Source organism: Hyphomonas oceanitis SCH89, assembly GCF_000685295.1.
GTDB classification, from domain to species: domain Bacteria; phylum Pseudomonadota; class Alphaproteobacteria; order Caulobacterales; family Hyphomonadaceae; genus Hyphomonas; species Hyphomonas oceanitis.
In genome coordinates this window covers 1-12,621 of the sequence record NZ_ARYL01000027.1, presented here as the reverse complement: position 1 = coordinate 12,621, position 12,621 = coordinate 1, and the positions used below count along the sequence as shown (strand labels likewise).

The window sequence follows — 12,621 nt, the reverse complement described above, 5'->3', positions numbered from 1 at the left end:
GATACGCGATGATGAAACGATCGCTGTTTGTCGGCGCCGCAGCCTTTGCCGCGCTGGCCATTCCCGCCGCTGCCTCCGCGCAGGGCTATGGCTATAACAACAACTACACACCGCAGAACACGCAATGCGAGCGCCAGCGCAGCAATGACAAGATGGCCGGCGGTGTCGCCGGTGCCCTGGTTGGCGCGCTGGTTGGCGGTGCCATCGGCAACAATATCGATGCAGGCGACGACTATTACTATGTCCCAGGCCGGCGCGGACATCACGGCCATGGGCGCGGACGGGGTCGCGGCGGCTATTACTATTCCGAGCCCCGGAGCAATAGCGGCGAGGTCGCCGTTGGCGCGGTGCTTGGCGCGGTCGTTGGCGGCCTCGCTGGCAGCAGCCTCGCGGCGGGAAACAATGATTGCCAGTCCACAGGCCCGACACCTTACCAGCCCTCAGGCGGCTACAATGGTAACGGCTATTATGAGAGCAACAGCTATAATGGCGCCTATCAGGGCGGCTCCATCCCGCGCACCACGGACGGCCTCTATGGTGGGCCGGAAGTGATGCAGCAGCCGCGCTACCCGGCCTCGCCAACGCCCGCCCGCACCTATCCGGCGTCAGCCTATCCGACATCCGGCTATCCCGGCCCGGACTATGGAAACCAGGGCTACAATGATCAGGGCTATTCCGACTATGATCAGGGTTATTCCGGCTATCAGGACAATTCGGCCTATTCGCAGCAGGAATGCCGCCAGATCTACATGAATGGCGGCCATGTCATGGCCTGCCGCAACAGCCCGACCGACACATGGCGCCCGGTCGCCAATAATGGCCAGCAGGGCGACGAACTCTACGGCGGCTACTAGGCCTTCACGGCATGAAACAGGCGTTCGGCATTGCCGTCGCCACCTGAAATCGGGCTGGCTGTCCAGGCATGGATAGGCCAGCCTTTTTCTTTCATCCACACTGCAAAGCGTTCCGCCGCCGCGTCCGCCTCGGCCAAATTGGAGACGATGCCACCCTTGCCGACATTCTCGCGGCCAACCTGAAACTGCGGCTTGAACAGCCCGACTAAGTCCGCCCCCGGCGACGCGAGGCTGAGCGGCACCCCGAGCAGTTTCTCCAGTGAGATGAAGCTCGCATCGCACACCAGCAGGCCAGGCGCCTGTGGCAGCATGTCCACCGTCAGCGTCCGGGCATCCTGAGCCTCCAGCGACGTCACGCGCGGGTCGCCCTGTAGCGAGGGGTGGAACTGGTCCCGCCCGACATCCACCGCGGTCACATGCGCCGCGCCTGCCCGCAAAAGTACATCCGTGAACCCACCCGTCGAGGCCCCAATATCGAGGCAATACCGGCCTGAAGGGTCCACACCGAACGCCGAAAGCCCATGCGCAAGTTTCAGCCCGCCGCGCGACACATAAGGATGCGCCGCCTCCGCTATGATCGAATCGGCGGCTGAGAGCATCTGAGATGGCTTGGTCACCTTCACGCCATTCGCCGTCACACCGCCTGCCTCAATCGCGGCACGCGCGCCCGCCCGGCTGTCAAAAAGGCCCATGGACACAAGGAGTTTATCGGCCCGCTCTTTCATTTCATGAAACTTCCCCTGCATTTGCTGCGTTGTGCCCTATACTGCCCCAAATATCGACAGGAGACATGCCCATGCTTGACCGTTTCGCAATCGGCCTATTCGCACTTTCACTCGCCGCCTGCAGCCAGCAGGCAGCAGAGCCCCAGGAACTGCCAGCCGAACCTCTGCCCACACCCGCCGAGATGCCGGGGCCTGATGAGGGCGTGTACCCGTCCATGATGCAGTCCAGCATATCCATCGTCGGTGGCGAAGGTACCGAGATCGGCACAGGCAATCTTATCGGCGGCCCGAACGGCCTCCTCATTCGTGTTGAAATCGCGCCGGGCGGCCTCATGCCCGGCTGGCATGGCCTTCACCTGCATGCCGTGGGTGATTGCTCGGACATCGGCACGTTCAAGCTATCCGGCGGCCACGTCGGCAAGGTTGAAGGCGGCCACGGCCTGCTGAACCCGAAAGGGCCAGAAGGCGGTGACATCCCGAACATCTGGGCCGCCGCTGACGGCTCGGCTGGCTACGAAGCCTTCACAACGCTGACCAAGATGTCTGACCTGCAGGACGAAGACGGCTCGGCCCTCCTCATCCATGAGGGCGAAGATGATGCCATGACGCAGCCCATCGGCGGCGCCGGCGCACGGGTTGCGTGCGGCGTTATCAACTAAGAAACACACTTTCAGTTTTTGGCCCGGTGGCGCAGGTGTTCCAGCACTTGCGCCACTTGCGCTTGAAGGCGGCGCAATTCACGATGCGCCTAGCTAAAAAATTGAGAGGAAATGACATTGAAACAGATTTCACGGCGCGGAGTCCTGCTGGGCGCGACCGCAATGGCGACGCTCGCCGCCTGCAAACAATCCCCCACGGCACAGGCAGATGTCACGCCAGTTTCCGAGACGGCCCCTGCCGCCGCATCGTCCGCCTGGATGGACGGCACAGCCATGGCCGCCGCCATCGCCTCGGGCCAGACAACTTCGCTGGAACAGGTAAATACTGCCATTGCGCGGGCCCAATCCGTGAATGGCCAGATCAACGCCATTGCATCGGAAATCTATGACACTGCCCGCGCCGAGGCTGGCCAAACGCCCGCCGGGCCGTTCCAGGGCGTACCGACGTTCATCAAGGACCTTCACGACTGGAAAGGCGCGCCGACCATGTATGGCAGCCGCGCCTTCAAAGGCCATATCGCTGAGAAGGATTCCCCGCTGCCGGCCAAATGGCGCGCTGAAGGCGTGGTCGTGCTCGGCAAGTCCACCTCCCCGGAAATGGGCCTGATGGCCTCGACCGAACCGCTGGTGACCGGCGAGACCCGCAATCCGTGGGATACGACGCGTATCGTTGGCGGCTCGTCAGGTGGCGCAGCGGCCCTCGTCGCCGCGCGTGTTGTTCCCTTTGCCCATGCCAGTGACGGCGGCGGCTCGATCCGCATTCCGGCCAGCACCTGCGGCGTCTTCGGTCTGAAGCCCTCGCGCGGCCAGCTGCCTGCGCAAGGCGAAAGCAGTGCGCCGCTTGAGATTTCCGTCCAGCACGCCGTGACGATTTCCGTGCGGGACTCCATCAACCTGTTCCGCGATACGCAAATGAATGACGGCACATTTGCGCCGCTCGCCGCCAACCTGCAGCCGCTCAAGCGCCGCCTGAAGATCGGCTTCACGACCGACGCCCCCGCCGGCACGCCGGTCGCACCGGAAACGAAAGCCGCGCTGGATGATGTGGCCGCGCTATGTGGCAAGCTGGGCCATGAAATCGTCGCTTACAAGCCGACCTATTCCGGACAGGAATTTGTCGACAAGTTCCTGCTGTATTGGGCTGCGGGCGCAGCCGAGTTCGCGCAACAGGCCAGCGCCTATACCGGCAAGCCGGTTGGCCCCGACATTGTCGAACCCTGGACACTCGGCCTGACCCAGATGTTCATGAGCCGCAAAGACGAAATGGAAGAGACGGTGAAATGGCTCAAGGGATTCGAGGCGGTCTATAATGCCGACCTTGCGGACCAGGGCATTGACCTTCTGCTGACGCCGACAACCGGCAGCCCGGCCGTGAAGCTGGGCGAACAGGCGCCGACAGTCGCTTTTGACACGCTCTACGAGCGGGTCATCACGTTCGCCGCCTTCACGGCGCCGATGAACGTGTCCGGCGCAGCTTCGATGAGTGTGCCGCTGTCATGGTCGCCCGAGGGCCTGCCAATCGGCTCGATGTTCTCGGGCAAGAGCGGCGACGACCAGCTCCTGTTCGAACTGGCGCTGGAACTCGAAGCAGCCCGCCCATGGGCCGACAAACTGCCAGGGGTCGTCGCGATCTAGATGATCATCGAACCTGCCCCCGTTACCAATGCGGATTCGGACGATGTCCTCGGCATCGATCCGTTTCTGTTTGGTTTCGGGTTTACGGCGGATGGCGCGGCCACCCCCCTCAAATGGGAAGACGTGATTTCAGGCGAATTGGCCACCTATCCACGCGTCTGGCTGCATCTCAACCGCCTGTCTCGGCAAACGCAAGGCTGGCTCTATCGCAAGAGCGGCATCGACAAGGTCGCCGTGCAATCCCTGCTTCAGGAAGAAACGCGCCCACGATCGACACGCCATGGCAACGGCTTCCTGATCAATTTGCGCGGCGTGAACCTCAATGACGGCGCGGATCTGGAAGACATGATCGCCCTGCGCATGTGGGCCAGTGAAAGCATGCTGATCACGCTCCGATCACGCCCCGTGCAGGCCTCGCGCGATGTCGAGGCATTGGTGAAAGCGGGCGAAGCCCCGGCCTCGACAGGTGGCCTCGTATCGGCGCTCGCCAATGCATTGACCGACCGGATGGAACCCGAGATTGCTACCTTCGACGAGCATTGTGATGGCTACGAGGATGAAATCCTTGATCCCGCCATTCGGCTCGGTCGGGCCACGCTTTCGGAATTCCGGCGCAAGGTTCTCGCCCTGCGCCGCTATATCGTGCCCCAGCGCGAAGCCTTGTCCCAACTGGTGCGCGAGGGCAGCGCGGCGGGCTTCTTCACGGATACGGACGTGCTTTACCTGCGCGAGTCCGTCGACCGGGTGACACGCCTCGCGGAAGACCTGGATGCCATTCGTGAACGCTCCATCGTGTTGCAGGAACAGGTGATGGAAGAGCGATCCGACATGATGAACCAGCGCCTGTTCGTGCTGTCCATCCTGTCGGCGGTGTTCCTGCCGATCAGCTTCGTGACAGGCCTGTTCGGGGTCAATGTCGGGGGAATTCCGGGCGTGAATAGCCCGATGGCTTTCAGCATCTTAATCGGCTCGCTGGCGCTGGCTACGGGTATCATGCTGGCCATCTTCCGATGGCGTCGCTGGATCTGATCCGACGCCCTTCCCTTAGGGCATTTGTTAACCATAGCTTTCAGGCTAGCGTGAAAACGACGCACGCGGTTTGTCATAATTCAATGCTGTTCGTGTAGTTAAGGTTGAAACGGCGCTTATCCCGGCGACGTATCGACCTATATTGGCTATAGTCAGCTCCCAGAAAGTTATCACCCGTGAACCGTTCCGCCTACATCGCTCTCAGCCTTCTGGTCGTCCTTCTCGCCTATTTCGGCATCCGCAGCGTCATGCGCGGCAGTATCAGCTCCCAAACTGAAGCAGCCGCCGTCGATACGTCCGTGAAAACGCCTGACGCAATTGTGGAAGAAGTCTCCACAGCGCCGCACGCGATCATGCTGGAAGCCAAAGGCCGCACCGCGCCCGACAAGTCGGTCACGGTCAAGGCCGGCACGACGGGTACCGTTATCTCCACCCCGGCAAAAGAAGGCAGCTTTGTCCGCAAGGGCGCCCTGCTCTGCGGCCTGGATGTCGAGGCCCGCTCCGCCCGTGTCAGCGAAGCGCAGGCCCGGCGCGATTCCGCCCGCATCGATTATGAAGCCGCCCGTACGCTGGCATCCAAAGGCCTGACGCCTGCCAACCAGGAAGCCGCCGCGAAGGCCTCGCTCGACGCCACAGAAGCAGCCCTCAACTCAGCCAAGGTCGAACTCGGCAAGACCCAGGTACGCGCGCCCTTCGATGGCGTGTTCGAGACCCAGCTTGCCGAAGCCGGCGACTATCTCGGCCCCGGCGGCGCCTGCGGTGTGCTGGTCGACATGACCCCCGTCATCGTCGCAGCCGAAGTTGCAGAAGATTATGCCGTCCAGCTGAAGCCCGGCATGGAAGCTACCGCCAAGCTGGCCAGCGGCGAATCCTATCCCGCGCGCATCCGCTATGTGTCGCGCACGGCCAGTGACCAGACACGGACCTTCATCATTGAAGCCGAGATTGACTCAGGCGACGCCACGCTCGCCGCAGGTGTCTCTGCCTCACTGCTGGTCCCGATTGGCACCACGCCGGCCACGCTGATCTCGCCAGCCCTGCTGACCCTTTCAGACAGCGGCGAACTCGGCGTCCGCTATGTCGAGGCAGACAATACAGTCCGCTTTGCCCCCGTACGGATCGTCGACGAAGGTCCGGGCGGCGCCTGGGTGACGGGCCTGCCTGACACAGTCCGCATCATCTCGATGGGGCAGGACTATCTCAATGAAGGGGTCAAGGTTAAGCCAGTCATGTCGGGTGGAGCGCAACGATGAACAGTTTGATCGACGGCGCCATTGGGCGGGCACGCATGGTGCTCGCCATTCTGTTCTGCGCCATCATTGCCGGTACGGTCACCTATATCGGCCTGCCCAAGGAAGCTGACCCGGACATCCAGATTCCCTTTGTCAGCATCACTGTACCGCTGGTCGGCGTGACGCCGGAAGATTCCGAGCGCTTGCTGGTCAAACCGATCGAACAGGAAATCCAGTCTCTGGAAGGCCTGAAGACCTTCCGTGGCTATGGCGCTGAAGGCGCCGGCCAGCTCGTGCTGGAATTCGAGATTGATACCGATATCGACCAGGCCGTGCTGGACGTGAAGGACAAGGTGGACATGGCCAAGCGCTATTTCCCCGCCGACGCGCGCGAGCCGATCATCACCGAATTCAACGCCGCCCAGTTCCCGATGATGATCGTGAACCTGTATGGCGACGCGCCGGAACGCGGCCTCAACGACATTGCCGAAGACCTTCAGGACCGGCTCGAACGCAATGCCGGCATCCTTGAGGCCCGCATCGTCGGCCGCCGCGACGACGTTCTGGAAATCATCGTCGATCCTGTAAAACTCGAAGCATACAATATTTCCTATCAGGAAATCCTGCAGGTCGTATCCGCCAATAACCAGCTGGTGCCAGCTGGCCAGATCGACACTGGCGAGGGCAGCTTTGCCGTCAAGGTGCCCGGCCTGATCCGCACCGCGAAGGACGCGCTCGACCTGCCGATCCGCCGGACGGCCAATTCGGTGGTTACGCTCTCGGACGTCGCGCAGGTGCGCCGGACGTACAAGGACGCGACCAGCTATGCGACCTTCAACGGCCAGCCCGCCATTCTTGTCGAAGTCATCAAGCGCACCGGCGCCAATATTCTCGACACCGCCAATTTCGTGCGGAGTGAGATTGCTGACGAGGAAAAGTCCTGGCCCTCGACGATCCGCGCGCAGGTCACGTCTGACGCATCTGAAATGATCGGCGAACAGCTCGGCCAGCTGCAAAGCTCCATCGTCGCCGCCGTGCTGCTCGTGATGATCATCTGCGTCGCCGCCCTCGGCTGGCGCTCGGCCCTTCTGGTCGGCATCTCGATCCCGGCCTCGTTCGTGATGGCCTTCCTGATCCTTGGCGCCTTTGGCTACACGATCAACATGATGGTCATGTTCGGCATGGTGATCGCGGTTGGTATCCTCGTCGACGGCGCTATCGTCGTGACGGAATATGCTGACCGGAAAATGGCTGAAGGCCTGAACCGCAAGGAAGCCTATGGCCTCGCCGGCAAGCGCATGTTCTGGCCTGTTGTTGCCTCCAACGCGACCACGCTCGCGGCCTTCGTGCCGTTCCTGTTCTGGAACTCGATGCCCGGCAAGTTCATGGCCTATCTGCCGATCACGCTGATCTTCGTTCTGACGGCCTCGCTGGTGATGGCGCTTATCTTCCTGCCCGTGCTTGGCTCGGTGATCGGCGCTCGCCCCAGCGGCACCAATGAAGACCTTGCCGCCCTCGCAGCCGATGCCGACCCGGAACTCGCCAAGGGCTGGCTCGGCGGTTACGTCAAACTGGTCAAGGGCCTCATCGCGCGGCCCTTGATGGTGACAGGTGTCGCCATCGGCTCAGTCATCCTGATCTTCATGTGGTTTGGCAGCACAACCCACAAATCGGAACTCTTCCTCGATATCGAGCCGGAACAGGCCTATGTCTTCATCCAGGCACAGGGCGCCCTCTCGGCCAGCGAGCAGTCTGACCTCGTGAAGCGCGCCGAAGCGGCCATTCGCGACATTAACGGCATCGAGGACATCTCCACACGCACGGGTGGGCCAGGCAGCGACGGCTTCAGCCGCGATGGCGGCAGTGCGCCTGTCGACACGATTGGCCAGATCCTGCTGGACCTCGCCACAGATGATGGCGTGCATGATGGCCGCAAGACGCTGATCGCGGTGCGCGAGCGCCTGTCGACCGTGCCCGCGCTGAAATACCAGATCCAGGCCCGCGAACAGGGTCCGCCAGCCGGCAAGGACGTGCAGATCGCCCTCCTCTCGGAGGACGGTCCCGCGCTTGCCGCCACGGCTGCCCTCGTGCGCAACAAGCTCGACAGCATGGACACCGTGCAGGAGATTGACGACACCCGCCCGCTGCCTGGTATTGAATACCAGCTCGAAGTCGACCGCGCCGAAGCCGGCAAGTTCGGCGTGGACGTGTCACAGGTCGGCGCGGCCGTTCAGCTGATCACCAATGGTATCCTCGTCGGCCGCTACCGGCCCGACGATGCGCCCGATGAAGTCGATATTCGCGTCCGCTTCCCGCAAGGCGACCGGAGTGCGTCGGCCATCGACCAACTGCGTATCGCAACGCCGGCAGGCAATGTGCCGCTCTCCCTGTTCGTCAAACGCGTGCCTGCCCCACGAGTCAGCTCGATCGAGCGGCGCGATGGCAAGCGAGTCGTTGATGTGCGCGCGAATGCCAGGGTCCAGGGTGAAGGCGCCGTCATCGTCGCCGATCTGAAAGACTGGATCGCCCAGCAAGACATACCGTCCGATGTGGAAGTCCGCTTCGAAGGTGCCGATGAAGACGCCGCCGATGCTGGCGCATTCTTCGCGGGCGCTGCAGCGGCGGCCCTGTTCATGATGGCCGTCATCCTGCTCTGGGAGTTCAACAATTTCTGGCAGGTCATCCTGACGCTCACGGCCGTCATCATCTCCACGGCCGGCGTGCTGGTCGGCATCCAGCTCGTGCTGCCCTATGTCTCGGTCCTTATGATCGGCACGGGTATCGTGGCGCTGGCGGGTATCGTCGTGAACAACAATATCGTTCTGATCGACACCTATAACCGACTGCGCAGCGATGGACGCACGCCCGAATACGCCGCGATTGCAACAGCCGCCCAGCGTATCCGCCCCATCCTGCTAACCACCGGCACGACCATTTGCGGCCTGCTGCCCATGGTTTTCCAGCTGAACGTGGATTTCGGCGCCGGTGCCATCAACTATGGCAGCGCCTCTTCGGAATGGTGGACGCAGCTGGCAACCGCGGTCGTCTTCGGCCTCGCCTTCTCGACGCTCATGATCCTGCTGGTGACGCCGGTCTGGCTGCTTGTGCCCCACCGCGTGGGCCGCTGGACACGGCGCGTCCTGGTTCCAGCTATCCTCTGGCTATGGCGCCAGATAATGCGCCTTATGACCCGAATAAAGCGCTTTGTGACCCGAAAGCCCCCCTCGGATCCCCAACCGGGACCTCGCGAATCTGTGAAAAAGGACGACAAGCCTGTCCGGATCCTGCCCGCCGCTGAATAGGGATCGCACAAAGATTCTTGCGATCTGAGCCACCGCTACTACCAATGGCGTGTGGAACAGATATCACCCGATTCCGTAGCCCAGGCGCCGCCTTCGCCTTTCAACATCCCGATTTTCCGGAATGTCTGGCTGGCAAACCTTGCGTCAAACTTCGGCAGCCTGGTCCAGTCGGTCGGCGCCGCATGGCTGATGACGACGCTGTCGAACTCGCCGACGGACGTGGCCCTTGTGCAGGCATCGACGGCCTTGCCGATCATGCTCTTCTCGCTCTGGGCCGGCGCGCTGGCTGATAATCTCGACCGGCGCATCATGATGCTGTGCACGCAGAGCTTCATGTTGATTGTCTCGGTCGGCCTTACCCTTTTTGCCTGGTCGGGCGCCCTGACGCCCGCCCTTTTGCTGACATTCACCTTCCTGATCGGCTGCGGCACGGCCTTTAACAGCCCGGCCTGGCAGGCCTCGGTGGGTGACATGGTCCCGCGCCCTGTCCTGCCAAGCGCCGTGGCGCTCAACAGCATGGGCTTCAATATCGCCCGCAGTGTCGGCCCCGGCATTGGCGGCATCATCATTGCCACGGCAGGGGCGGCCGCCGCCTTCATGGTCAATGCTTTCAGCTATCTCGGACTGATCTTTGTGCTGCTGAAATGGAAGCCGCCGCAGCACACCCGTCTCCTGCCCCGCGAACCCACGTCCATCGCCATCCTGGCCGGCCTGCGATACGTATCGCTTTCCCCCAAAATCCAGATCACCCTGCTACGCGCCACGCTGTTTGCAATCGCCGCCAGCGCTGTGCCGGCCCTGATGCCACTTGTGGCCAAGGAACTGCTCAAAGGCGGCCCGCTGATTTACGGCGGCCTGCTCGGGGCGTTCGGTATCGGCGCTGTGCTGGGTGCATTTTCGAGCCGCCGCCTGCGGGCGCGCCTGTCAACCGACGGCATCATCCGGCTGTCGTCCACGGCGCTTGTTGTCGGCGTCACGAGCGCGGCCCTCAGCGGATCGGTCCTCTTCACCATTCCGGCGCTGATGATTGCCGGTGCGGGCTGGGTGCTCGCGCTGTCCACCTTCAACGTGGCCATCCAGCTGTCGGCGCCGCGATGGGTCGTCGCGCGTAGCCTCTCGATCTACCAGATGGCGGCCTTTGGCGGCATGGCGCTCGGCAGCGCCGCGTTTGGCTATGTGTCGGAACACTATGGCGTGCGGGACGCGCTGCTCGCGGCGGCCGGCTTTCAGGCCTTTGGCATGTTGGTCGGCCTCTTTGTGAAACTGCCGCAAGTGGAAGATATTGATCTCGACCCGCTCGGGCGCTGGAAAGAGCCGGATGTTGTCTTGCCAATTGAACAGCGCAGCGGCCCGATTGTCATCATGGTCGAGTACAGGGTGGCCGAACATAACATCCCCGAATTTCTGACGGCCATGCGCGAACGTCGCCGCATCTGCCGCCGCGACGGCGCCTTCCGGTGGACCCTCGCGCGCGACCTCAACGATCCGGACAAATGGCTCGAACGTTATCGTGTGCCGACATGGCTCGATTATGTGCGCAATACGCAGCGCCGCACCAAGGCGGATGCCGACATTGGCGATGAAATACGGCGCTTGATGAAGGACGGACAGAAGCCCGTTGTGCATCGCCTGATCGAACGGCAAGTATCTGCCGATACGCATTCATTACCTAAGCCCGCCACCAACCCGCCTGAGCCAAGCGAGACCTAGTGAGGCGGTAAACGATTTTCTGCCCGCCCCGAAACCCCTGCAACACCGTCCATCCTACCCATGGGCTGATCTTCTGAAGGAATGCCACAATGCGCCATTTTCTCTACGCGCTGTCTGCCCTGTCACTGCTTGCCGTGGGTGCCGCCCACGCTGATGAGCCTGCACAGGGCGAGACGAGCCTCTCGCCGGAGACACCGGAAATCCTGTCGCTGCGCGATCAGGCCGAGATCCACGACCGCTGGCTGGCCGAACGCCTCGATACTGTGGTCCCAGCCCTCATGCGCGAACACAAGATCGACATGTGGGTCATCATCGCCCGCGAATACATGGAAGACCCTGTGCTGAGCACGATGCTGAATTCAACAAGCATGCGGGCACGCCGACGCACCGTGCTTGTGTTCAGTGACCCCGGCAATGGTGAGCCCGTAGAGCGTCTGACGGTCAGCCGCTATGGCATGGGTGACTTCTTCAAGGCAGCCTGGAATCCGGAAGGCGGCGACGATCAATGGGCGCGTCTTGCGGAAGTCATTGCCGAGCGCAATCCAGAGAAGATCGCCGTCAATGTGTCATCCGCCTCGGCCTTCGCGGACGGACTGACAAGCAGCCAGTATACGGATTTCTATGCTGCGCTTGATCCGGAATACCAGAAGCGTATCGTCTCGGGTTTCGAACTCGCCACCGGATGGCTTGAGACGCGCATTCCCGGCGAGATGGAGTATTATCCCGAGATCGTCCGCACCGCTCACAGCATCATCGGCGAAGCCTTCTCCTCCCGCGTGATCACACCGGGCGAGACCACGGCAGATGATGTTGTCTGGTGGACACGCCAGAAGATTTCGGATCTTGGCCTGTCCCCGTGGTTTCACACCTCGGTGAGCGTTTTCAGGGAAGGTGAGCCGGAAGAACTGGCGGGCGATACGGTTATCGAGAAGGGCGACCTGCTCTGGATCGATTTCGGGATCGTCTACCTTGGCCTCAACACCGATACGCAGCACATGGCCTATGTCCTGAAGGATGGCGAGACGGATGCCCCCGAAGGCCTCAAAGCGGGTCTGAGGGCCAGCAATGACGTACAGGACGCGCTTATCTCCTCCTTCGAGACCGGCCTCTCAGGCAACGAGATACTTGCGCGCGCCCGGCAGAAAGCCATCGCAGCCGGTCTTGAGCCAACGATCTACAGCCACCCGATTGGCTATCATGGACACGGCGCCGGGTCGGCCATTGGCTTCTGGGACAACCAGGCACCATCCGACAAAGGCACCTATCGCCTGCGACCGAACACGGCCTGGTCCATTGAACTGGCCGCCAAGAAGGCTGTTCCTGAATGGGGGGGGCAGGAAATCCCGTTCCGCACAGAGGATGACGCGTTCTTTGACGGCAAAACCGTTCGGTTCATCGATGGGCGCCAAACGCGTCTGCATCTGATCGGTGAAGAGTGAACACGCAAAACCGCCTGACGCGATCTGCAGTGTTTA

General features: G+C 62.1%; 9 protein-coding genes. 8 read left to right on the top strand and 1 reads right to left on the bottom strand.

From position 1 onward, the window contains the following. The first annotated feature begins 8 nt into the window (after positions 1-8). Positions 9-854: a hypothetical protein gene (locus HOC_RS21425; RefSeq protein ID WP_051624959.1), complete on the top strand. Its 846-nt coding sequence runs from the start codon at positions 9-11 to the stop codon at positions 852-854. On the opposite strand, the gene HOC_RS15260 is transcribed toward HOC_RS21425, so the two are convergent. Continuing rightward, complete coding sequence (locus HOC_RS15260) at positions 851-1,579, bottom strand: TlyA family RNA methyltransferase (protein WP_035540144.1); 729 nt, start codon at positions 1,577-1,579, stop codon at positions 851-853. The genes HOC_RS21425 and HOC_RS15260 overlap by 4 nt on opposite strands. A gap of 71 nt (positions 1,580-1,650) precedes the next feature. On the opposite strand from HOC_RS15260, the gene HOC_RS15255 reads away from it, so the two are divergent. The 7 genes from HOC_RS15255 (at position 1,651) to HOC_RS15225 (ending at position 12,585) form a co-directional block, all read left to right on the top strand. Continuing rightward, on the top strand, positions 1,651-2,238 hold the full coding sequence (locus HOC_RS15255) for a superoxide dismutase family protein (RefSeq protein ID WP_035540143.1): 588 nt from the start codon (positions 1,651-1,653) through the stop codon (positions 2,236-2,238). A 117-nt stretch (positions 2,239-2,355) separates the two neighbouring features. After that, on the top strand, positions 2,356-3,873 hold the full coding sequence (locus HOC_RS15250; RefSeq protein ID WP_035540214.1) for an amidase family protein: 1,518 nt from the start codon (positions 2,356-2,358) through the stop codon (positions 3,871-3,873). Further along, positions 3,874-4,902 carry a zinc transporter ZntB gene (locus HOC_RS15245; protein ID WP_051624957.1) on the top strand — a complete coding sequence of 343 codons (1,029 nt, stop codon included), beginning with the start codon at positions 3,874-3,876 and terminating at the stop codon, positions 4,900-4,902. Between the two features lie 176 nt (positions 4,903-5,078). Next, a complete protein-coding gene (locus tag HOC_RS15240) occupies positions 5,079-6,155 on the top strand; it encodes an efflux RND transporter periplasmic adaptor subunit (RefSeq protein WP_051624956.1) in 1,077 nt (358 codons plus the stop codon). Beyond that, the gene (locus HOC_RS15235; protein WP_084146362.1) at positions 6,152-9,436 is read left to right on the top strand and encodes an efflux RND transporter permease subunit; all 3,285 of its coding nucleotides are present in this window, start codon (positions 6,152-6,154) and stop codon (positions 9,434-9,436) included. Before HOC_RS15240 ends, HOC_RS15235 begins: the two co-directional genes overlap by 4 nt. A 51-nt stretch (positions 9,437-9,487) precedes the next feature. Beyond that, entirely contained in the window at positions 9,488-11,146 is a 1,659-nt protein-coding gene (locus HOC_RS15230; RefSeq protein WP_241767054.1) for an MFS transporter, read from the top strand. A gap of 89 nt (positions 11,147-11,235) precedes the next feature. Then, complete coding sequence (locus HOC_RS15225) at positions 11,236-12,585, top strand: M24 family metallopeptidase (RefSeq protein ID WP_035540142.1); 1,350 nt, start codon at positions 11,236-11,238, stop codon at positions 12,583-12,585. Positions 12,586-12,621: the final 36 nt, after the last annotated feature.